Here is a 21,018-nt window from a genome sequence, read left to right on the forward strand (position 1 = left end):
TTGGAAAAGCGCAGTGTAGACGCAAATTTAAGGACTTTAATGATGATTTACGACTGCTTCTTGTATTACGATGAAGATATGCTTCTTGATATCAGGCTGAATACGCTAGCAGGCGTTGTTGATCGCTTCGTTATTGTTGAGTCAACGCATACCTTTACCGGCAAAAAGCGGCAGCTTCACTTTGACATAAATAAATACGGTCCTTTTAAAGATAAAATTATTTATGTTGTGCATGATGAAACACCTCTCATGAAAGCCTCTGACGGCGGCGATCAGCATCAGGACGGTCTGGTGGTGGATGCATGGGCGAATGAAGCCGCGCAGAGAAATGCCATCATGCAGGGCCTCAAAAGTGCTAAAGATGATGATTTGATTTTAATTTCCGATGTGGACGAGATTTTTTCACCACAGGTAATCGGCTCTATCAACGCGAATAAACTCTGCACAACGCTTTATCAGAACTTTTATAATTATCAGTTTAATCTGCAGGTTTTTAATACAGATAACACCCCAAGAAAATGTAAACTGCCGAGAGCGACAAAATATAAAAACCTCGTTCATTTTTTTGGCGGCGAGCCTGAGTCGTTCAGAAATCTTAAACGCACCAGAAGCGTCAAAAACTGGTCCTGGCTTAAATGGAACTGGTTCAAACTTAACAATCGCATCATTGAAAATAGTGGCTGGCATTTCTCATGGGTTATGACCCCTGAACGCATATCAGAAAAAATGTCCACCATCTCCCACACGGAATACGATCTGCCTGAGTTCAATAACCCGGAACATATCATGAAGGTGATAAAAAACGCCGAAGATATCTGGGGACGAGACAGGAAGTTAATCAGGCAAGAGTTGTCGACAGACAATTTCCCCGAGTATATCGTTAACAATAAAGATAAATTCAGGGAATTCATTATTTAACTATCAGGCCGGGCCTTTACTTCACCGACGAAGATTCCACAGCGATCGCCAGGACACAATTTTTTAACAAAGATGCCAAAAAACCCTGGACGTACGCGGTCCTGAGTATGTTATGGTTTAGTCAGGATAGGGAACTGTCCAGCCATTCTCGGGGTTTTCGGTCCATAACCAAAAAACCTTTTGAGAAACATAGAGATAAAAAGAGACCGAATACGATTCCTGTATTCGGTCCAGGGAAATGGCTCTTGGGAGAGAGCCGTGCGCTAAAAGTTGGCATTAATGCAGGCTAAGTCGCCTTGCCTTTTAAGAATAGATGACGACGCCAGGTTTTCCAGTCCACAGCAAAAGTGGCCTGAAAAAAAGCGTCAGAGCATCATTAAAAGTGAAAAACCGCAGTGCTCTGGCGAGCATCTGCGGTTTTTTTATTGGAAACCTGAACGTCAGCAGAGCTTGTCAGCGCGCTCGATAAACGGTGCCAGGCTCATCTTCTGCCCCGGGTTGGCCGGGTCATCAATCTGAATCACGCTGACTGGCTGACCGCTGCTCTTGCCGCTGGCGACCTGCTGCTCAGCGGTATCGTTGAGCGGGTACTGGACCAGCGTGCTCGGGTTGATCGCATACAGCGCATGGCCCGGACGGCAGGTCAGCATCACCTCTTCGCGATTAAAGGCCCATTTGTCTTTGCCCACTTCAAAGCGGCTTACGGTGATTACCTGCGGTGCCGCCAGAGCGCTTCCCGCGCAGGCCAGCAATAAGAGAGAAAGTACTGTCTTTTTCATTTAATAGTTAACCTTGTCAGAAGGGTTCCCAGGTAGCAAACAGACTGACCGTTGCCAGAACCAGCGCGCCCAGCACCACCTCTGCCTGTGTCATCCTGATAAACATCTGTTGTGCGCGCCCGGAATCCGGACGGAACCGTGGCACCAGAAAATACCGATTTGCCAGCGCAATTGCCACCATCAACGCCACGAGAGCACATTTGAACAACAAAAACTGCACGTAGCCAGCCTGCCAGGGAATATGGATGCCCAGAATCAACAGCGCATTCACTACGCCGGTAAGCAGCACGCCTGCGACGGCATAATGCCCCACGCGCGAGAAACGCATCATGGTATAGATGGCCGCGTTCTGCCAGCGTCCTTTCGCCAGACGCATGCAAAACAGCAGCGGCAGCAATCCACCCACCCAGGTTGCGGCACACAGCAGGTGAACAGCATGATTGAGTCGCTGTATCGCCCCCATCGGGCCGTCGCTCATCGCCGCGTGCCCTACCCCTGCCAGCAGGATAAGCTGGCCCATGGCGAGCAGCAGCAGGCGCGAGCCTTTCAGCGGCGCGAGCCACGCGACGACAACGGTGATGGCAGCGAGGATAATTTGCCACAACCAGACGCCACCAAAACGCGTTCCCAGTACGCTGTACCAGATTTGCGGGTTAAACACATCGCCCCAGCCGTTGCCCATTAAACCGCCCTGAAGCATAAACATCAGGATCGCAGCGGCCAGGCTGACGATGGACGCCACTCTCTGCTGGAGCTGGAAACGCCGGGCCATCAGGCGGTGCAGCCCGGAAGGCGCAAACCAGACGCTGTAAAGCGCGTTGCCAAAAACGAGCATTAACGCCGCAAAATGGATAAAGCGCAATCCTACGTATAACAGTCCCAGCATGCTATTTCACGCTGAAGCGATAGCTGCCTTTGGTTTTATGGCCGTCGACGGAAACCACGTGCCAGTCCACCCGGTAAGCCCCCGGCGCCAGCGTCTGTTCCAGCGGAACGGTCAGCTGTGCTTTGTTCTTTTCGTCTCGCGTGGCGGTACCGGTTTTGATCACCTGCTTTTGCGCATCCGTCACCACGACGCCGCTAAATCCGGGCTCGATACCTTCGGAGAAATTCAGCGTCAGCACCTGCGGTGACGCCACCTGGCTGTCCGCTGCCGGGCTCTGCTGCTCAAGATGCGCATGCGCCAGCACGGAGGGTGAGATTACCGTTGAGGCCAAAAAAACCAGTGCGCATACCGCGCGGGAAGCGGATAAACCCATCACAATCATTCCTTTTTGTTATGTCTGTATGCTAAAGAATAACGCTGTATAATAAACGAGTCGAGGATCATCCCGCTCTGCTTGTCATCGTCGCGCAATCGCGGTAACGTTGCCGCCGCAAAATAAGGAGAAGGTAATGAAGATCAATCTGGCCGCCCTTCCTCAGGACGAGATGGATAAAGTGAATGTCGATCTCGCTGCCGCTGGCGTCGCCTTTAAAGAGCGTTACAACATGCCCGTCGTGGCTGAAGTGGTGGAGCGAGAACAGCCCGCCCATCTGCGTGACTGGTTTCGCGAAAGGTTAATTGCCCACCGTCTCGCCTCGGTCAACCTCTCCCGCTTGCCGTACGAGCCGAAAGTTAAATAAGCTTAACGACTCGTTACACTTCCTTACGCGGAATCTGGCAGGATAAGAAAACCCTGATTAAATTAGGTGTACTCTTTAATCCCTGCGACTCTGTGTATAAGGAAGTCACGATGTCACATTGGAATATTGCGGCAGCCCAGTATGGCGGGCAGCATCACAGCGTAGATGACCATATTGCACACCATCTCCACTTTATTGCCGAAGCAGCACAGCATCAGTGCGATTTGCTGGTTTTCCCGGAACTCTCATTAACCGGCCCGGGCGCGACGGCATTACCGCTTCCGCCCGAAGACGATCGACTACAGCCATTGCTTGATGCCGCGCATTTTTACCGCATTACCCTCATTGCAGGGCTTCCCGTTGAACGAAACGGTCAGCGCCAGAAAGGCCTTGCGCTGTTTATCCCCTCCCGCGATCGTATTCTGCGTTACCCTCAGGGGAGCGGCGCCAGCCTGGTGCCGGGTGATAAACAACTCACGATTATCGATGGGCAAAGCGATTCCCCGAATCTTGATCCGCAGGCAACACTCTTCACCAGCTGCCAGTCGGTGAGGGATTACCGCTGGCGACAGTCCATCAATACCCTGCAGCGCTTTGCGCACAGGTATGCCATCGCGGTGTTAATGGCAAATGCCGGCGCGGGCAGCGCGTTATGGGATGAAAAAGGCCAACTGATCGTTCGGGCAGATAAGGGTGAGCTCCTGTTGACCGGCACGCGCAACGGACAGGGTTGGCAAGGCGATATCATTCCTTTAGGCTAAGCGTTTTAAGCTCAGGAGATTTTCATGCTGCGCGTCATTGATACCGAAACTTGCGATCTTCAGGGCGGAATTGTGGAAGTGGCTTCGGTGGACGTGGTTGATGGAAAAATCGTCAACCCGATGAGCCATCTGGTGCGTCCCGATCGTCCTATTAGCCCACAGGCCATGGCTATCCATCGCATTACAGAATCAATGGTGGCGGATAAACCCTGGATAGAAGACGTTATCCCGCACTACTACGGCAGCCCATGGTACGTTGCCCACAACGCCAGCTTTGACCGTAGGGTACTCCCCGAAATGCCCGGGGAGTGGATTTGTACCATGAAGCTGGCGCGTCGCCTCTGGCCAGGGATCAAATACAGCAATATGGCGCTGTATAAATCCCGCAAGCTCAGCGTCAGAACCCCTGAAGGGCTGCACCATCACCGCGCCCTGTATGACTGCTATATCACCGCTGCGCTGCTCATAGATATTATGAACACATCGGGCTGGACGCCGGATGATATGGCAACGATCACCGGACGCCCTGCGCTGCTGACGACGTTCACCTTCGGCAAATACCGCGGGAGAGCGGTATCGGATATTGCGGATAAAGATCCGGGCTATCTGCGCTGGCTGTATAACAACCTCGACAAAATGAGCCCGGAGCTGCGCTTAACCCTGAAACACTATCTGGGCGAAGCTTAACGCTGCACACGGCCTGGCAACGTATCCTGCGCCAGGCCTATCAAAAAGGCATACTCCAGGGCCACCCCTTCGTAGGATTTGAATCGACCCGATTTCCCCCCGTGCCCGGAGTCCATATCGGTACAGAGCAGCAGCAGGTTGTCATCGGTTTTCAGCTCCCGCAGCTTTGCTACCCATTTTGCCGGTTCCCAGTATTGCACCTGTGAATCGTGCAAACCGGTCGTCACCAGCATGTGCGGGTACGCTTTCGCTTCCACGTTGTCATACGGGCTGTACTCTTTCATATAGCGATAATAGGTTTCATCCTGCGGGTTGCCCCACTCCTCAAACTCTCCGGTTGTCAAAGGGATGGACTCATCGAGCATAGTGGTAACCACATCGACAAACGGGACCTGCGCAACAATGCCCTTAAAGCGATCGGGTCGCTGATTGATGACCGCCCCCATCAGCATCCCCCCCGCGCTGCCGCCCATGCCGAAGCAAAGCTGAGGATCGCCATAGCCTTGCTCAATCAGCGCATCGCAGACGTCGAGATAGTCGTTGAAGGTGTTTTTCTTTTTCAGGAATTTCCCGTCTTCATACCAGTGCTGCCCCAGCTCGCCGCCGCCGCGAATATGGGCAATGGCGAAAACAAAGCCGCGGTCGAGCAGGCTTAATCTGCTGCTGCTGAAGTCGGCATCCATGCTGGAGCCATAGGAGCCGTAGCCGTAGACCAGGATCGGATTTTTACCCTTCTGGAAATGCGCCTTGTGATAAACGAGCGAAACCGGCACCTCCACGCCATCGCGCGCGGTGACCCACAGGTGTTCGCTGCGGTAATTGTCGGAATCAAAGCCCTTCACTTCGGTTTGCTTAAGTACCTGGCGCTGTCCGGTATCCATATCCAGCTCAAAGAGCGTATCCGGCGTAGTCATCGACGAGTAGCCGTAGCGCAGCCGGGACGATTCAGGTTCCGGGTTAAAGCCGATCCACGTGACGTAGGCCGGATCGTCGAACGCAATCCCTATCACCTCACGCGTTTTACGGTTGATCTGCCGGATACTGGTCAGCCCCCGCTGGCGCTCCTCCACCACCAGCCAGTCGGTAAACAGCGTGAACCCTTCCAGCATCACCTGATCCCGCGCGGGAATGAGCACCTCCCACTTGCGCTCGTCGCGCACCTTGGTTTTGTACAGACCAAAGTTCTTGCCTTCACGATTCGAACGCAGATAAAAGCTGTGCTGGAAGTGATCCAGGCTGTACTCGTGGTCCTTGCGGCGCGGCAGGAAACAGAGCGGCTGGGCGTCAGGCAGTTCGGCATCCAGGAGCAGCACTTCCGAGGTGGTGGCGCTGGCGAGGAAGATAATCACATAGTGGCGCGAGGAGGTTTTATGCAGGCTGACATAAAACGTTTCGTCTTTCTCTTCATAGACCAGCTCGTCATCGGCTGAGTCCGTGCCTACGGTATGGCGCCACACCTGATAAGGCAGCAGCGTGGAGGCGTGCTTTTTAACGTAGTAGACCGTCTCGGAATCGTTCGCCCAGACAAAATCCGGGGAGACGTTTTCCAGCATTTCCGGATACCAGTTGCCGGTTTCCAGATTGCGAAAACGCAGGCCGTACTGGCGCCGGGAGAGATAATCCTCCGCAAGCGCCATGATGGTGTTGTCCGGGGAGATGGACATACCACCCAGGGTATAAAACTCGCTGTGGGCGGCGCGCTGGTTCGCATCCAGTAAAATGTCCCATTCATCCCACTCGGCGCTTAATACCGACTGTCGTTGATAGATGGGATACTCGTTGCCCGGCTCATAGATATGGCGATAGCGATAGCCGTTTTTGGTCCAGGGCGCGGAGATGTCGCGCTGGGGAATACGCTGCACCATTTCGTTCAGCAGCTGGTCCTGCAGCGCCTGCTGGCTGGCCATGACCCTGCGGCCATAGTCGTTTTCCTCGTGCAGGTAGTCGAGCACCTCTGGCCGGGAACGCGAATCGTCCCGCAGCCAGTAGTAGTTGTCTATGCGCGTATCGCCATGCGTGACGATCGCATAAGGAGTACGTCGGGCTTTCGGTGGCATGTCATCATTCTTTTAAGTTTTACACCCTATAAGGTTGGCAAAACCCGCGCATGATGCAAGCGAAACATGACCACGGGGGCGCGAGTTAGCCCTGTAGCGCCTGTTTTTGTTCCCCGATATCTTTTTCTATCCCCTCGCGCACGTCCTGAGGGATCTTCAGCGCGTCGCCGAGGGCGTTAAGGTAGCTACGCTCCATAAAGTGATCGATATCTATGGCGGCACAGCTGAGAAAATAGAGTTCCAGCGCCTCTTCCTCATTTTTCACGCTCAGTGCCAGATGCTGCGGATCGAGCGGCTGTTCAATGGCCTGCGCCACCAGCGTTCTGCCCTGTTCTTCAACACCCGCCTCGCGCAGCTGCTGTTCGATAGCCGCTCTCTCTTTATCATCAATATGCCCGTCGCTTTTGGCGGCAAACACCAGCGCCAGGATGAGCCGCTCCGTGCGCAGATCCAGCGGAGAAGTATGCTCCCCATAGTGAGGTTCATCGCGGTGCGCCGCTCGCACCCTGTCCTTATATTTGTTCCACAGCACGGTGCCGGCGATAGCGCCGCCCCCGGCCAGCAGCGCGCCGGTACCGTACTTCGCCAGTAGCTTGCGTGAGGATTTATTGGCAACCAGCAGCCCTGCCAGCCCACCGAGCGCCCCCGGTACCAGCAGTTTGCTAAGCCCCTGTTCGCCGGAACCAGACGTTTTCTGCCCTAACATGGATTGCAGTTGATTTAACCAGCCTGACATGGTTTCCCTCGCTTAACGGTTAACATGTTCTCCAGCGTAAGCGAGCAGGCGTCAGGAAATGTCCATCAAGCCTAAAGAAGCGCAAATTTCTGGTCTGCCCTTTTGCCGTGCGCAAGACAGACGCAAACGTTTTCGTTTATACTGCGCGCATCTTTTTCAGGGGGAATGTTATGACTCGTTTAGGAACCGCGCTGCGACCTGCGGCGACGCGCGTAATGCTGTTGGGATCGGGCGAACTGGGTAAAGAAGTCGCCATTGAGTGTCAGCGTTTAGGGGTGGAGGTGATTGCCGTAGACCGCTACGCCGACGCGCCCGCCATGCACGTCGCCCATCGTTCTTATGTGATTAACATGCTGGACGGTGATGCCCTGCGTACGCTCATTGCACGGGAGAAACCGGATTTTGTCGTGCCGGAAATTGAAGCTATCGCAACCGATACGCTGATCGCCCTTGAGCAGGAAGGCCAGCGCGTGGTGCCCTGCGCCAAAGCGGCAAAGCTGACCATGAACCGTGAAGGCATTCGCCGCCTGGCGGCGGAGGAGCTGGGGCTGCCTACCTCAAGCTACCGTTTTGCGGGTGACAAAGCCGCATTCCTGCAGGCCGTTGAAGAGATTGGCTACCCGTGCATCATTAAGCCGGTGATGAGCTCTTCCGGGAAAGGTCAGAGCTTTATTCGCGACAGCAGCGCGCTGGACAGCGCGTGGGATTATGCGCAACAGGGTGGCCGTGCCGGTGCCGGTCGCGTGATCGTCGAAGGCGTGGTGAAGTTTGATTTCGAAATCACTCTGCTCACCGTCAGTGCCGTGGACGGCGTCCATTTCTGCGACCCAATCGGTCACCGTCAGGAAGATGGCGATTATCGTGAATCCTGGCAGCCGCAGCAGATGAGCGACCTGGCACTGGAGCGTGCCCGGGAGATTGCCCGTAAAACCGTTCTGGCCCTGGGCGGTTATGGCCTGTTCGGCGTGGAGTTGTTCGTCTGCGGTGACGAAGTGATCTTCAGCGAAGTCTCCCCTCGCCCGCACGACACCGGTATGGTCACGCTCATTTCGCAGGATCTCTCGGAGTTCGCCCTGCACGTGCGCGCCTTCCTCGGCCTGCCGGTTGGCGGCATCCGCCAGTACGGCCCGGCGGCGTCGGCGGTGATCCTTCCGCAGTTGACCAGCCAGAATGTGACGTTTGATAACGTCGAAGGCGCGGTGGGCGCAGGCCTGCAGGTCCGTCTGTTCGGCAAGCCGGAGATCGACGGTACGCGTCGTCTGGGCGTGGCGTTAGCCACCGGGGATAACGTTGACGAGGCCGTAGCAAGAGCAAAAGCGGCGGCTGCGAACGTTCAGGTAGCAGGATAAAAAAAACGGGCCGAAAGGCCCGTTTTTCATGCTGCATATGGCTTACTGCTTCGCGCCTTCAACCGCTTCACGAGCCAGTTTCGTAATGCGATCCCAGTCGCCCGCTTCCAGCGCATCCGCCGGAACCAGCCATGAGCCGCCGATGCACAGCACGCTTTTCAGCGCCAGGTAGTCGCGGTAGTTAGCCGGGGAGATACCGCCCGTCGGGCAGAAGCGTACCTGAGAGAAGGGACCCGCAATTGCCTGCAGCGCTTTGGTGCCGCCGTTCGCTTCCGCCGGGAAGAATTTGAACTCTTTCAGACCGTAGTCCATGCCCAGCATCAGTTCAGAAACGGTGCTGATGCCCGGGATCAAGGGAATAGTGCCTTCGGTCGCGGCCTTCAGCAGCGGCTCGGTCAGGCCCGGGCTGATGGCAAACTGTGCGCCGGCTTCGGTCACTTCCGCCAGCTGCTGCGCGTTGAGAACGGTACCCGCACCGATGATGGCGTCCGGCACTTCTTTAGCGATGGCGCGGATGGCATCCATCGCGCAGGCGGTACGCAGGGTCACTTCCAGAACGCGAACGCCGCCCGCAACCAGCGCTTTCGCCATTGGCACAGCGTGCTCCAGCTTGTTTACCACGATAACCGGCACGACAGGGCCAGTGGTCAGGATTGCTTCTGCACTTGTTTTCCAGTTTTTCATCAGAGTTCTCTCTCGCCAGATCGTTAAAATCAAGTCGTCTTAAAACGTAATACAGGTTGCGCCCTGCTCCGCACCGGAGAGCTTCTCACGCAGCGCGCTGAACATTTCGCGTCCGGTCCCCACGCGCGATGCGCTCAGGTCAGGAATATGAGGCTGACGTGCCGCCAGCTCCGCGTCATCCACCAGCAGGGTTAACTCGCCAGTCTGGCCGTTCACGCGGATCATGTCGCCGTCGCGCACTTTCGCCAGCAAGCCGCCGTCGTAGGCTTCAGGCGTGACGTGGATGGCGGAAGGCACTTTGCCGGATGCGCCTGACAGGCGGCCATCGGTCACTAACGCAATTTTGAAACGGCGGTCCAATAATACACCAAGTGGTGGCATAAGTTTATGTAATTCTGGCATGCCGTTCGCTTTTGGCCCCTGATGACGCACGACCACCACGCAGTCTTTATCCAGCAGACCGGCGTCGAAGGCAGGCAACACGTCGTGCTGGCTTTCAAACACTACCGCCGGGGCCTCGATAACCTGGTTCTCTTCCGGCACGGCAGAGGTTTTCATCACCGCGCGGCCAAGGTTGCCGCTCAGCACTTTGGTACCGCCGTGGTGGGAGAACGGTTTGTCGATAGTGGCAATCACCTGCGGATCAAGAGACGCGGTTGCCCCGTCGCGCCAGTCCAGCTCGCCGTTGTTCAGCCACGGCTCCTGGGTGTAGCGCTGCAGACCAAATCCGGCTACGGTGTTCACGTCTTCATGCAGCAGACCGCCTTTCAGCAGCTCGCGCATCAGCAGCGGCACGCCGCCCGCGGCCTGGAAGTGGTTGATGTCCGCCGGGCCGTTCGGGTACAGACGCGCCATCAGCGGTACCACGGAGGAGATGTCGGAGAAGTCATCCCAGTTAATCAGGATACCCGCCGCGCGCGCCATGGCCACCAGGTGCATGGTGTGGTTAGTTGAACCGCCGGTCGCCAGCAGGGCGACGATACCGTTGACGATCACTTTTTCGTCGACCATTTTGCCCATCGGCATCCATTCATTGCCGTTTCCTGTCAGGCGCGTCACCTGACGGGCCGCGGCCTCGGTCAGCGCCTGGCGCAGCGGCGCGTCCGGCTGGATGAAGGACGAGCCCGGAAGCTGCATCCCCATAAACTCCACCACCATCTGGTTGGTGTTGGCCGTGCCGTAAAACGTACAGGTGCCCGGCGCATGGTAGGACGCGGCTTCGGCTTCCAGCAGCGCCTGACGATCGGCTTTGCCTTCCGCATACAGCTGGCGGATACGCACTTTTTCTTTATTCGGCAGACCGCTGGCCATCGGGCCGGACGGCACGAAAATCGCAGGCAGATGACCAAACGACAGCGCTGCCATCACCAGTCCCGGGACGATTTTGTCGCACACGCCGAGATACAGCGCGCCATCAAACATGTTGTGTGACAGGCCCACAGCCGCAGACATCGCAATCACTTCTCGGCTCAGCAGCGACAGCTCCATACCATCCTGCCCCTGCGTCACGCCGTCGCACATGGCCGGGACGCCCCCTGCCACCTGCCCGACCGCGTTCACGCTGTGCAGCGCTTTACGAATGATGTTGGGATAGACCTCATACGGCTGGTGCGCGGAGAGCATATCGTTATAGGACGTGATAATAGCTATATTGTTACGCAACATGCTTTTCAGGGAGGCTTTGTCATCAGGCTGGCAGGCGGCGAAGCCGTGGGCCAGGTTACCGCAGGCCAGCTGGGAGCGGTGAACGGTGTTGCTTTTCGCCTGTTCAATGCGGGCGAGGTAGGCCGAACGGGTCTCTTTCGAGCGCTCGATAATGCGTTGTGTTACGCGTAACAATACAGGATTCATAAAAGCTCCTTTAATTTATCTGTCCGGGCTCGGGAGTTTACAAAGTCGCTGGCGGTTGTTAACAACGCTGAAACGCTTGCTGTCCGGAGCTCAGGGGCAAAATCACTTCCGGCAGTGTAATAAAAAAAGCCCCGCGGGTGAATCCACGCGGAGCTTAAAAGTATAAAAATTGTGCCACTAGCTGTGTTAGATCATGTTACCGGTAAAATAACACTTTCGGGCTAGCGGAATATCCTACTCAAACTCGTTCCAGGAGCGGCCATCGCGGGTGATCATCGCCACCGACGCCACAGGCCCCCAGGTACCCGCCTGATACGGTTTTGGCGCATCCTGATCGGCAGCCCAGGCTTCGGTGATGGAATCAACCCATTTCCACGCCTCTTCCACTTCGTCGCGACGCACGAACAGCGCCTGGATACCGCGCATGGTTTCCAGCAGCAGACGCTCGTAAGCATCCGCAAGGTGCGTCTGGTTGAAGGTTTCGGAGTAGCTCAGATCCAGCTTGGTGGTCTGCAGGTTGTGCTTATGATCCAGGCCCGGCACTTTGTTGAGGATCTGGATATCCACCCCTTCGTCCGGCTGCAGACGGATGGTCAGCTTGTTCTGCGGCAGCTCCTGCCAGGACTCTTTGAACAGGTTCAGTTCCGGGTTCTTAAAGTAGACAACCACTTCGGAACACTTCGTCGGCAGACGCTTACCGGTACGCAGGTAGAACGGCACGCCCGCCCAGCGCCAGTCGTCGATATCCACGCGGATGGCCACAAACGTCTCGGTGTTGCTGGACTTGTTCGCGCCCTCTTCTTCCAGGTAGCCTGGCACTTTTTTACCTTGCGCAAACCCGGCAGTGTACTGGCCGCGAACGGTTTTCTCGCGCACGTTGGAGCGGTCGATGCGGCGCAGCGACTTCAGCACTTTCACTTTAGCATCGCGGATGCTGTCAGCCGTCAGGTCAGACGGCGGAGACATGGCAATCATGCACAGAATTTGCAGCAGGTGGTTCTGGATCATGTCGCGCATCTGGCCGGCCTGGTCAAAATAACCCCAGCGACCTTCAATCCCCACCTCTTCCGCCACGGTAATTTCCACGTGGTCAATGGTACGGTTGTCCCAGTTATTCACAAACAGGGAGTTAGCGAAACGCAGCGCCAGCAGGTTCAGTACCGTCTCTTTACCGAGATAGTGGTCGATACGGTAGACCTGGCACTCTTCAAAGAACTCGCCCACCTGGTCGTTAATTTCACGGGAGGTAGCCAGCGACGTCCCCAGCGGCTTTTCCATCACCACGCGCGCCGGCTTGGCGTTCAGTTTGGCTTCGCCCAAACCTTTGCAGATGGCGCCAAAGGTGCTTGGCGGCATGGCGAAATAGTTAATGGTGACACGGTTTTTCTGATCCAGCATGGCACCCAGGCGGGAAAACGCGCTGACGTCATTAACGTCCAGGTTGCAGAAATCGAGACGACCGCTGAGGGTATCCCACAAACTTTCATCAATTTTTTCCTTCATGAAAGTTTCGAGCGCCTCGCGGACAACTTTGGTATAAGCGTCCTTGTCCCAGTCGGCGCGCCCAACACCCAGGATACGCGTATCCGGATGAATTTGGCCCGCTTTCTCCAGTTGATACAGGGAAGGCAGCAATTTTCGGCGTGCAAGATCGCCTTTCGCGCCGAAAATGACCAGGTCACATGCCTGGGCTGTTTGCGTTACCGCCATGTCATTCTCCTCAGTTGGATCACCTGGTGCTTCTGCCAGGTATCGTTGTAATTTTATTACAATGCACTGTACTGCTTTTACGTCATTCCCGAAACCATTAGCGCTTATCGTCTCGTGCGATACGGCGATTTTTCGCCATTCAGCCGATTATGGCGACGTAATGACGCAACAGCCGTCGATAATTTGCGCAACAGGGTCATAGCAAAACCCGACATCGATCAAGTAATGAAAAAAAACAACAACATTATCTCGTCGACTGTTACCCTTTAGGGAAGCCACAGGGGTAATATCGGCTAATCGAATCAAGATTTCATCAATGAGTGAAATCGTTTCCACCCCCATGAGCGCCTTGTTAACAATGAACATGCTTGAAAAAATCCAGTATCAACTGGAATACCTTAGCAAATCCGAGCGAAAAGTGGCTGAAGTCATTCTGGCCGCGCCCGCTCAGGCGATTCATTCAAGCATCGCCGCTCTGGCTCAGGAAGCGGGCGTCAGTGAACCGACGGTCAACCGCTTCTGCCGCAGCCTGGAAACGCGCGGCTTTCCTGATTTTAAACTGCATCTGGCACAAAGTCTGGCAAACGGCACCCCCTATGTTAATCGTAATGTGGATGAAGACGACAGCGTAGATGCCTATACGGCAAAAATATTTGAGTCGGCCATGGCCACGCTCGATCACGTTCGTCAAAGCCTGGATATGAGTTCAGTAAACCGCGCGGTGGATTTACTCACCCAGGCCAAACGCATTGCGTTCTTCGGTCTTGGCTCGTCAGCCGCCGTGGCGCACGACGCCATGAATAAATTCTTCCGCTTTAACGTGCCGGTTATTTATTCCGATGACATTGTGCTGCAACGCATGAGCTGTATGAATTGCAGTGAGGATGACGTCGTGGTACTGATTTCGCACACTGGCCGCACCAAAAGCCAGGTTGAGCTGGCGCAGATGGCCCGTGAAAACGATGCCATGGTAATCGCCCTCACCACCGCCGGCACGCCATTGGCGCGGGAGGCGACTCTCGCCATTACCCTGGACGTGCCTGAGGATACCGACATGTATATGCCAATGGTGTCCCGTCTGGCGCAACTCACGGTAATCGACGTGCTGGCGACCGGATTTACCTTACGCCGGGGCGCAAAATTCCGAGATAACTTGAAGCGAGTCAAGGAAGCGCTGAAGGAATCGCGTTTTGATAAAGAATTGCTTATAAAGAGCGATGTTCCCTGAAAGTAGATAACGAAGACGTAACCCATAATTAGATGTAACGATTTTCGGCATTCGGCCCCCTCTTTGCTGCCTTGCGGTAGATGAAGGCCGATTCAATGTTCACGCAACACCAAAGTTGTTTCAGTCAACGGAGTATTACATGTCCAGAAGGCTTCGCAGAACCAAGATCGTCACCACCTTAGGCCCGGCCACCGATCGCGATAATAACCTCGAAAAGATTATCGCCGCTGGCGCCAACGTGGTGCGTATGAACTTCTCTCACGGTACGCCAGAAGACCATAAATTGCGTGCCGATAAAGTGCGTGAGATCGCCGCTAAGCTGGGCCGCCACGTCGCTATCCTCGGCGACCTGCAGGGTCCAAAAATTCGTGTATCAACCTTTAAAGAAGGTAAAGTTTTCCTCAATATCGGCGACAAATTCCTGCTGGATGCCAACCTCGGCAAAGGCGAAGGCGATAAAGAGAAAGTCGGGATCGACTATAAAGGCCTGCCGGCTGATGTGGTACCTGGCGATATCCTGCTGCTCGACGACGGTCGCGTCCAGCTGAAGGTGCTGGAAGTTCAGGGGATGAAGGTGTTCACTGAAGTCACCGTCGGCGGTCCGCTCTCCAACAATAAAGGCATCAACAAACTGGGCGGCGGCCTCTCTGCGGAAGCCCTGACCGACAAAGACAAAGCGGATATCGTAACGGCGGCCCAGATCGGCGTTGACTACCTGGCGGTCTCCTTCCCACGCTGTGGCGAAGATCTGAACTATGCGCGCCGTCTGGCCCGTGACGCAGGCTGTGATGCCAAAATCGTCGCGAAGGTTGAACGCGCGGAAGCCGTGTGCGATCAGGATGCGATGGACGATGTGATCCTCGCCTCTGACGTGGTGATGGTTGCCCGTGGCGATCTGGGCGTGGAAATCGGCGACCCTGAACTGGTCGGTATCCAGAAAGCGCTGATTCGTCGCGCACGTCAGCTGAATCGCGCGGTGATCACCGCCACCCAGATGATGGAATCCATGATCACCAACCCAATGCCAACCCGTGCGGAAGTCATGGACGTCGCTAACGCCGTGCTGGACGGTACCGATGCGGTGATGCTGTCAGCGGAAACCGCGGCAGGCCAGTATCCGGCAGAAACCGTGGCCGCAATGGCGCGCGTCTGCCTGGGCGCGGAGAAGATCCCAAGCATTAACGTCTCCAAGCACCGCCTGGATATCCAGTTCGACAATGTGGAAGAAGCGATTGCGATGTCCGCCATGTATGCGGCCAACCATCTGAAAGGCGTTACGGCGATCATCACCATGACCGAATCTGGCCGCACCGCGCTAATGACCTCTCGCATCAGCTCCGGCCTGCCGATTTTCGCCATGTCACGCCACGAGCGTACGCTGAACCTGACGGCGCTGTACCGCGGTGTTACCCCGGTACACTTCGACAGCACTAATGACGGCGTAGCCGCGGCGCACGATGCCGTAAACCTGCTGCGCGATAAAGGTTACCTGGTGTCTGGTGATATCGTCATCGTGACGCAGGGTGACGTGATGAGCACCATCGGCTCAACCAATACCACGCGCGTACTGACTGTAGAGTAAGATCCGATCCCCTCTCCCCTAAGGGGAGAGGGACAAGGTGAAGGTTTTCTATTTCCTCGGGTAAAGCTCTTTACGCTTATAGGGCTCCGTCTCTCCCGGCTTCCGCGTTTTCAGCAGCTTCAGTATCCACGTGTACTGTTCGGTATGCGGCCCCACCAGCAGCTCCACCTCTTCGTTCATGCGGCGCGCGATGGTGCGATCGTCCGCGGTCAGCAGGTCGTCCATCGGCGGACGGACTTCAATGCTCAGACGATGAGTTTTACCGTCGTAAACCGGAAAGAGCGGGATCACGCGGGCGCGGCAGACCTTCATCAGGCGCCCAATCGCGGGGAGCGTGGCTTTGTAGGTCGCAAAGAAGTCGACAAACTCGCTGTGCTCGGGTCCGTGGTCCTGGTCCGGCAGATAGTAGCCCCAGTACCCCTGACGTACCGACTGAATAAACGGCTTGATGCCGTCGTTACGCGCATGCAAACGTCCGCCAAAACGACGACGTACCGTATTCCAGACAAAATCGTAGATTTTATTGCCCTGGTTATGGAACATCGCCGCCATTTTCTGCCCCTGGGAAGCCATCAGCATTGCCGGGATATCCACGCCCCAGCCGTGCGGAACGAGGAAAATGACCTTCTCATCATTGCGACGCATTTCGTCGATGATTTCCAGCCCTTTCCAGTCAACGCGGTCGATGATTTTTTCCGGTCCTTTCAGCGCCAGCTCCGCCATCATCGCCATGGCCTGCGGTGCGGTGGTATACATCGCGTCGATGATGGCCTCGCGCTCGGCATCGTTTTTTTCAGGAAAACAGTAATAGAGGTTGATCTGCGCACGACGACGCGCGCTTTTACCTAAGCGTCCGGCCAGACGGCCAATTTTTCCCAGTACGGGATCGCGCAGCGCGGCAGGCAGCATAGCGATGCCCGCAAAGGTGTAAACCCCCAGCCAGGCGCCCCAGTTGCGCGGGTGTCGAAAGGATTTTTCAAACTCAGGAATGTATTCAATATTATTTTTTTTTGTTTCCATGCTGGTTCCAGGGTCTGGTGACGCAAAAAATTATTCAGATAGTGTAGCGAGGCAGTCGCCCACGCACAAAAGAAAAAGCCGGCGCATGCTGACACCGGCTTTTTTCACAAAACAGAGAGCTTAGTTTAAGCTCAGCTGCGGTATCACCTCTCTCGCCTGCGCCAGGTAATCGGAACGATCTTTACCTGTCAGGCCTTCGGTGCGCGGCAGTTTGGCCGTCAGCGGGTTCACGGCCTGCTGGTTGATCCACACTTCATAGTGCAGATGCGGGCCAGTAGAGCGTCCGGTGTTGCCGGAGAGCGCGATACGGTCGCCGCGTTTCACTTTCTGCCCCGGTTTGACCAGCAGCTTGCGCAGGTGCATATAGCGGGTGGTATAGGTACGACCGTGACGGATAGCCACGTAATAACCCGCAGCACCGCTGCGTTTTGCCATCACCACTTCGCCATCGCCAACGGCCAGCACCGGCGTGCCCTGCGGCATCGCGAAGTCTACCCCGCGGTGAGGCGCAACGCGCCCGGTAACCGGGTTCAGACGACGCGGGTTAAAGTTAGAGGAGACGCGGAACTGTTTCGCCGTCGGGAAACGCAGGAAGCCTTTCGCAAGGCCCGTACCGCTGCGGTCATAGAACTTGCCATCTTCAGCGCGAATGGCGTAGTAATCTTTTCCCTCGGAGCGCAGACGCACCCCCAGCAGCTGGCTCTGCTCGCGCTTGCCGTCCAGCATTTCGCGGGACATCAGGACGGAAAACTCATCGCCTTTCTTCAGCTTACGGAAATCCATCTGCCACTGCATGGCTTTGATCACCGCGCTGATTTCACCGCTGGTCAGGCCCGCATCACGGGCGCTGGAAACAAAGCTTCCGCCCACGGTACCTTTCATCACGCTGTTAACCCAGTCGCCTTTCTGCATTTCACTGGTCATTTTGAAACCGTTTGCAGTGCGGTCATAGGTGCGGGTTTCGCGGCGGGACATTTCCCAGGTCAAACGCTGAAGATCGCCATCCGCCGTTAATGTCCAGGAGAGCTGTTGCCCGATTTTCAGGTTACGCAGGTCTTTATCCGCAGCGGCCAGCTGGCTGATATTGCCCATGTCGATACCGTACTGGTTGAGCACGCTGCTCAGCGTGTCACCGGTAGAGACAACGTATTCGTGGATCCCCGCTTCGTTCTCGGTTTTATCGTCCAGTTCATCCTGAGGGATAGCTTCATCTTCCTGAGCGGCCTGGTCGATAGGCTCGCTGGCTTCAGGCAGCAAAGAGCGGATCTCACTCTTTTCAAGCTCGATGGTTTTAATGATAGGGGCAGAACTCGGGTGGTAAACATAGGGCCGCCAGACGGCGACCGCTAAGGTGAGAACTGTAAGCGACCCCAGCATAACGCGGTGGGGTCGAGGCAGATTGTTAAATGCCAGGGCGACAGAGCGGGCTATCTGTTGCACGTATTCACTTCCTCGTTAATCTCCTTTCAGGCAGCTCGCATACTGGTTCGCCAGTTGGCTGAGGAACTGCGAATAGCTCGCTTTGCTCAACTGGATATTCGTACCTAGCGGGTCAAGGGTTCCCATGCGCACGGATGTTCCCCTGGCCACGGCTTCTACGACCGCTGGCCTGAACTGTGGCTCAGCAAAAACGCATGTCGCTTTCTGCTCAACCAACTGTGTTCTGATTTCATGTAAACGCTGCGCACCAGGTTGAATTTCAGGGTTGACGGTAAAGTGCCCAAGCGGGGTCAGGCCGTAGTGTTTTTCGTAGTAGCCGTAGGCGTCATGAAAAACGAAATACCCTTTTCCTTTCAACGGTGCGAGCTCATTACCTACCTGCTTATCGGTTGCGGCTAATTGTGCCTCAAAATCCTTCAGGTTGGCGTCTAGTTTGGCTCGACTTTGCGGCATAAGTTCCACTAATTTGTCATGGATTGCAACCGCTGAAAGCCGCGCTATCTCTGGGGATAGCCAGAGATGCATGTTGTACTCGCCGTGATGGTGATCTCCATCACCTTTTTCACCCTCTGCAGCGTGATGGTCATGTTCGTCACCGTCATCATCCGCCCCTTTCATGAGCAACGGTTTCACGCCGGAAAGCCCGGCAATCGCGACCTGTTTTTCATCAGCAATCTGTTTGGCGGATTTCTGCATGAATGCTTCCATCTCCGGACCAATCCAGACAACTAAGTCTGCGTTTTGTAAGCGTTTTACATCAGACGGGCGCAGAGAATAGTCATGCTCTGAGGCCCCGTCAGGGAGCAGAACCTGGGTTTCCGTTACCCCATCGGCAATGGCCGACGCGATGAATCCAAGCGGTTTAAGCGAAGCAACAACGGCGGCGTTAACATCTTGTGCGGTTGTTCCCCAAAGGGCAGCGGATAATGCTGCGAAAAGAAGCGTATTTTTATGTAACATAATGCGACTAATCATCGTAGTGAATGCGTGGAATGTGATATTATAACATTCGTTGACTTCTTCAAGCTTAAATTGACATGACGACTCTGGTTTCTCTCGACAATATTTCGGTCTCCTTTGGCCAGCGCCGCGTCCTCTCTGACGTATCGCTGGATCTCAAGCCCGGAAAAATTCTGACGCTGCTCGGCCCCAATGGCGCAGGTAAATCCACTCTGGTGCGCGTGGTGCTGGGTCTGGTTACACCGGATGAAGGTGTAATCACGCGCGAGGAAAAATTGCGGATCGGCTATGTGCCGCAAAAATTACATCTGGACGCCACCCTGCCGCTGACGGTAAATCGTTTTCTGCGTCTGCGTCTGCGTCCGGGCACGCGAAAAGCCGATATTCTCCCGGCGCTGAAGCGCGTGCAGGCGGGCCACCTTATCGACGCGCCGTTGCAGAAGCTGTCCGGCGGTGAGACGCAGCGCGTTTTGCTGGCCCGTGCGCTGCTGAGCAGCCCGCAGCTGCTGGTGCTGGATGAGCCAACCCAGGGCGTGGACGTCAATGGTCAGGTCGCGCTTTATGATTTGATCGACCAGCTCCGCCGCGAACTGAACTGCGCCGTGCTGATGGTCTCCCATGACCTGCATCTGGTGATGGCGAAAACCGACGAAGTGCTGTGTCTCAACCATCACATTTGCTGTTCCGGCACGCCTGAAGTGGTCTCAATGCACCCGGAATTTATCTCCATGTTTGGCCCTCGCGGCGCTGAACAGCTTGGCATTTATCGCCATCATCATAATCACCGCCATGATTTGCAGGGACGAATCGTTCTGCGTCGGGGAAATGGACACTCATGATTGAACTGTTACTGCCCGGCTGGCTGGCCGGGGTTATGCTTGCCTGCGCCGCAGGCCCACTCGGCTCGTTTGTGGTGTGGCGCAGAATGTCTTACTTCGGTGATACCCTGGCGCATGCGTCGCTGCTGGGCGTTGCCTTTGGTTTGCTGCTGGATGTGAATCCCTTTTACGCGGTAATTGTGGTCACGCTGCTGCTGGCAGCCGGTCTGGTCTGGCTGGAGAAGCGCCCTCACCTCGCGATTGATACGCTGCTTGGCATCATGGCGCACAGCGCGCTGTCGCTGGGTCTGGTCGTTGTTAGCCTGATGTCAAATATCCGCGTTGACCTGATGGCCTACCTGTTTGGGGATCTGCTGGCCGTGACGCCTGACGATCTCATCGCGATCGCCATTGGCGTGGTGGTGGTACTGGGTATTCTGCTGTGGCAGTGGCGGAATTTACTGGCAATGACCGTCAGCCCGGATCTGGCGTTTGTCGACGGCGTGAAGCTGCAGCGCGTGAAGCTGCTGCTGATGCTGGTGACGGCGTTAACGATTGGTGTCGCAATGAAGTTTGTCGGGGCGCTGATCATCACGTCGCTGCTGATTATCCCTGCCGCCACGGCGCGCCGTTTTGCACGTACGCCAGAGCAAATGGCCGGTATCGCGGTGGTTATCGGGATGATCGCCGTCACGGGCGGGTTAACCTTTTCGGCGTTTTATGACACGCCAGCCGGACCGTCGGTGGTCTTGAGCGCGGCGGTGTTGTTTGTTTTCAGTATGATGAAAAAGACCGCGCAGTAGTGAGCATGT

Annotated in this window: 20 protein-coding genes; 9 read left to right on the forward strand and 11 right to left on the reverse strand. The window is 55.7% G+C overall.

Annotation, left to right across the window (positions count from 1 at the left end):
- The first annotated feature begins 42 nt into the window (after positions 1–42).
- Positions 43–918 carry a benzoate transporter gene (locus INF77_RS17605; RefSeq protein WP_193532531.1) on the forward strand — a complete coding sequence of 292 codons (876 nt, stop codon included), beginning with the start codon at positions 43–45 and terminating at the stop codon, positions 916–918.
- 440 nt (positions 919–1,358) lie between these two features.
- On the opposite strand, the gene INF77_RS17610 is transcribed toward INF77_RS17605, so the two are convergent.
- From INF77_RS17610 to yobA, 3 genes are read right to left on the reverse strand one after another with little or no spacing between them, the layout of a single operon-like run.
- Positions 1,359–1,697, reverse strand: coding sequence for a YebY family protein (locus INF77_RS17610; protein ID WP_028013604.1), 339 nt, complete (start codon positions 1,695–1,697; stop codon positions 1,359–1,361).
- 16 nt (positions 1,698–1,713) lie between these two features.
- On the reverse strand, positions 1,714–2,583 hold the full coding sequence (gene copD / locus INF77_RS17615) for a copper homeostasis membrane protein CopD (protein WP_063437379.1): 870 nt from the start codon (positions 2,581–2,583) through the stop codon (positions 1,714–1,716).
- A 1-nt stretch (position 2,584) separates the two neighbouring features.
- Positions 2,585–2,956, reverse strand: coding sequence for a CopC domain-containing protein YobA (yobA, locus tag INF77_RS17620; RefSeq protein WP_045260311.1), 372 nt, complete (start codon positions 2,954–2,956; stop codon positions 2,585–2,587).
- A 136-nt stretch (positions 2,957–3,092) separates the two neighbouring features.
- On the opposite strand from yobA, the gene INF77_RS17625 reads away from it, so the two are divergent.
- The 3 genes from INF77_RS17625 to exoX all read left to right on the forward strand — a co-directional run bounded on the left by INF77_RS17625 (position 3,093) and on the right by exoX (position 4,771).
- The gene (locus tag INF77_RS17625; protein ID WP_008500465.1) at positions 3,093–3,323 is read left to right on the forward strand and encodes a DNA polymerase III subunit theta; all 231 of its coding nucleotides are present in this window, start codon (positions 3,093–3,095) and stop codon (positions 3,321–3,323) included.
- 110 nt (positions 3,324–3,433) lie between these two features.
- Positions 3,434–4,084 carry a nitrilase-related carbon-nitrogen hydrolase gene (locus INF77_RS17630; protein WP_045260312.1) on the forward strand — a complete coding sequence of 217 codons (651 nt, stop codon included), beginning with the start codon at positions 3,434–3,436 and terminating at the stop codon, positions 4,082–4,084.
- A gap of 24 nt (positions 4,085–4,108) precedes the next feature.
- Complete coding sequence (gene exoX / locus INF77_RS17635; RefSeq protein ID WP_025756911.1) at positions 4,109–4,771, forward strand: exodeoxyribonuclease X; 663 nt, start codon at positions 4,109–4,111, stop codon at positions 4,769–4,771.
- Here the strand turns inward: exoX and ptrB are convergent.
- Positions 4,768–6,828, reverse strand: a complete 2,061-nt coding sequence (gene ptrB / locus INF77_RS17640) for an oligopeptidase B (protein ID WP_045260313.1) — start codon at positions 6,826–6,828, stop codon at positions 4,768–4,770. The two genes, exoX and ptrB, sit on opposite strands and share 4 nt — an antisense overlap.
- An 85-nt stretch (positions 6,829–6,913) precedes the next feature.
- Positions 6,914–7,564, reverse strand: a complete 651-nt coding sequence (locus INF77_RS17645) for a tellurite resistance TerB family protein (protein ID WP_193532504.1) — start codon at positions 7,562–7,564, stop codon at positions 6,914–6,916.
- A gap of 170 nt (positions 7,565–7,734) precedes the next feature.
- On the opposite strand from INF77_RS17645, the gene purT reads away from it, so the two are divergent.
- On the forward strand, positions 7,735–8,913 hold the full coding sequence (gene purT, locus INF77_RS17650) for a formate-dependent phosphoribosylglycinamide formyltransferase (RefSeq protein WP_048956532.1): 1,179 nt from the start codon (positions 7,735–7,737) through the stop codon (positions 8,911–8,913).
- A 42-nt stretch (positions 8,914–8,955) separates the two neighbouring features.
- Here the strand turns inward: purT and kdgA are convergent, their stop codons facing one another.
- From kdgA to zwf, 3 genes are all read right to left on the reverse strand, one after another.
- A complete protein-coding gene (gene kdgA, locus INF77_RS17655; RefSeq protein ID WP_014884307.1) occupies positions 8,956–9,597 on the reverse strand; it encodes a bifunctional 4-hydroxy-2-oxoglutarate aldolase/2-dehydro-3-deoxy-phosphogluconate aldolase in 642 nt (213 codons plus the stop codon).
- A 39-nt stretch (positions 9,598–9,636) separates the two neighbouring features.
- Complete coding sequence (gene edd / locus INF77_RS17660; protein ID WP_041909456.1) at positions 9,637–11,448, reverse strand: phosphogluconate dehydratase; 1,812 nt, start codon at positions 11,446–11,448, stop codon at positions 9,637–9,639.
- A gap of 234 nt (positions 11,449–11,682) precedes the next feature.
- Complete coding sequence (gene zwf / locus INF77_RS17665) at positions 11,683–13,158, reverse strand: glucose-6-phosphate dehydrogenase (protein ID WP_028013613.1); 1,476 nt, start codon at positions 13,156–13,158, stop codon at positions 11,683–11,685.
- 358 nt (positions 13,159–13,516) lie between these two features.
- On the opposite strand from zwf, the gene INF77_RS17670 reads away from it, so the two are divergent.
- Both INF77_RS17670 and pyk read left to right on the forward strand, forming a co-directional pair.
- Positions 13,517–14,386, forward strand: coding sequence for a MurR/RpiR family transcriptional regulator (locus INF77_RS17670; RefSeq protein ID WP_193532532.1), 870 nt, complete (start codon positions 13,517–13,519; stop codon positions 14,384–14,386).
- 139 nt (positions 14,387–14,525) lie between these two features.
- On the forward strand, positions 14,526–15,968 hold the full coding sequence (gene pyk / locus INF77_RS17675; protein ID WP_028013616.1) for a pyruvate kinase: 1,443 nt from the start codon (positions 14,526–14,528) through the stop codon (positions 15,966–15,968).
- A gap of 48 nt (positions 15,969–16,016) precedes the next feature.
- Here the strand turns inward: pyk and lpxM are convergent, their stop codons facing one another.
- From lpxM to znuA, 3 genes are all read right to left on the reverse strand, one after another.
- Positions 16,017–16,988: a lauroyl-Kdo(2)-lipid IV(A) myristoyltransferase gene (gene lpxM / locus INF77_RS17680; RefSeq protein ID WP_193532505.1), complete on the reverse strand. Its 972-nt coding sequence runs from the start codon at positions 16,986–16,988 to the stop codon at positions 16,017–16,019.
- Between the two features lie 120 nt (positions 16,989–17,108).
- Entirely contained in the window at positions 17,109–18,428 is a 1,320-nt protein-coding gene (mepM, locus tag INF77_RS17685) for a murein DD-endopeptidase MepM (protein ID WP_088205060.1), read from the reverse strand.
- Positions 18,429–18,443: 15 nt separating this feature from the next.
- Complete coding sequence (znuA, locus tag INF77_RS17690) at positions 18,444–19,388, reverse strand: zinc ABC transporter substrate-binding protein ZnuA (protein ID WP_028013620.1); 945 nt, start codon at positions 19,386–19,388, stop codon at positions 18,444–18,446.
- Positions 19,389–19,465: 77 nt separating this feature from the next.
- On the opposite strand from znuA, the gene znuC reads away from it, so the two are divergent.
- Positions 19,466–20,227: a zinc ABC transporter ATP-binding protein ZnuC gene (znuC, locus tag INF77_RS17695; RefSeq protein WP_193532506.1), complete on the forward strand. Its 762-nt coding sequence runs from the start codon at positions 19,466–19,468 to the stop codon at positions 20,225–20,227.
- A complete protein-coding gene (znuB, locus tag INF77_RS17700; protein ID WP_041909449.1) occupies positions 20,224–21,009 on the forward strand; it encodes a zinc ABC transporter permease subunit ZnuB in 786 nt (261 codons plus the stop codon). Before znuC ends, znuB begins: the two co-directional genes overlap by 4 nt.
- Positions 21,010–21,018 lie beyond the last annotated feature (9 nt).

Origin of the sequence: Enterobacter cloacae complex sp. P1B, assembly GCF_014982345.1 — a bacterium.
Lineage (GTDB): Bacteria > Pseudomonadota > Gammaproteobacteria > Enterobacterales > Enterobacteriaceae > Enterobacter > Enterobacter bugandensis.

Excerpts from the sequence above, each read along its gene's own strand:
- INF77_RS17605 (WP_193532531.1), top strand. The coding sequence starts at position 43 with ATGATTTACGACTGCTTCTTGTATTACGATGAAGATATGCTTCTTGAT.
- INF77_RS17610 (WP_028013604.1), bottom strand. The coding sequence starts at position 1,697 with ATGAAAAAGACAGTACTTTCTCTCTTATTGCTGGCCTGCGCGGGAAGC.
- copD (WP_063437379.1), bottom strand. The coding sequence starts at position 2,583 with ATGCTGGGACTGTTATACGTAGGATTGCGCTTTATCCATTTTGCGGCG.
- yobA (WP_045260311.1), bottom strand. The coding sequence starts at position 2,956 with ATGGGTTTATCCGCTTCCCGCGCGGTATGCGCACTGGTTTTTTTGGCC.
- INF77_RS17625 (WP_008500465.1), top strand. The coding sequence starts at position 3,093 with ATGAAGATCAATCTGGCCGCCCTTCCTCAGGACGAGATGGATAAAGTG.
- INF77_RS17630 (WP_045260312.1), top strand. The coding sequence starts at position 3,434 with ATGTCACATTGGAATATTGCGGCAGCCCAGTATGGCGGGCAGCATCAC.
- exoX (WP_025756911.1), top strand. The coding sequence starts at position 4,109 with ATGCTGCGCGTCATTGATACCGAAACTTGCGATCTTCAGGGCGGAATT.
- ptrB (WP_045260313.1), bottom strand. The coding sequence starts at position 6,828 with ATGCCACCGAAAGCCCGACGTACTCCTTATGCGATCGTCACGCATGGC.
- INF77_RS17645 (WP_193532504.1), bottom strand. The coding sequence starts at position 7,564 with ATGTCAGGCTGGTTAAATCAACTGCAATCCATGTTAGGGCAGAAAACG.
- purT (WP_048956532.1), top strand. The coding sequence starts at position 7,735 with ATGACTCGTTTAGGAACCGCGCTGCGACCTGCGGCGACGCGCGTAATG.
- kdgA (WP_014884307.1), bottom strand. The coding sequence starts at position 9,597 with ATGAAAAACTGGAAAACAAGTGCAGAAGCAATCCTGACCACTGGCCCT.
- edd (WP_041909456.1), bottom strand. The coding sequence starts at position 11,448 with ATGAATCCTGTATTGTTACGCGTAACACAACGCATTATCGAGCGCTCG.
- zwf (WP_028013613.1), bottom strand. The coding sequence starts at position 13,158 with ATGGCGGTAACGCAAACAGCCCAGGCATGTGACCTGGTCATTTTCGGC.
- INF77_RS17670 (WP_193532532.1), top strand. The coding sequence starts at position 13,517 with ATGAACATGCTTGAAAAAATCCAGTATCAACTGGAATACCTTAGCAAA.
- pyk (WP_028013616.1), top strand. The coding sequence starts at position 14,526 with ATGTCCAGAAGGCTTCGCAGAACCAAGATCGTCACCACCTTAGGCCCG.
- lpxM (WP_193532505.1), bottom strand. The coding sequence starts at position 16,988 with ATGGAAACAAAAAAAAATAATATTGAATACATTCCTGAGTTTGAAAAA.
- znuA (WP_028013620.1), bottom strand. The coding sequence starts at position 19,388 with ATGTTACATAAAAATACGCTTCTTTTCGCAGCATTATCCGCTGCCCTT.
- znuC (WP_193532506.1), top strand. The coding sequence starts at position 19,466 with ATGACGACTCTGGTTTCTCTCGACAATATTTCGGTCTCCTTTGGCCAG.
- znuB (WP_041909449.1), top strand. The coding sequence starts at position 20,224 with ATGATTGAACTGTTACTGCCCGGCTGGCTGGCCGGGGTTATGCTTGCC.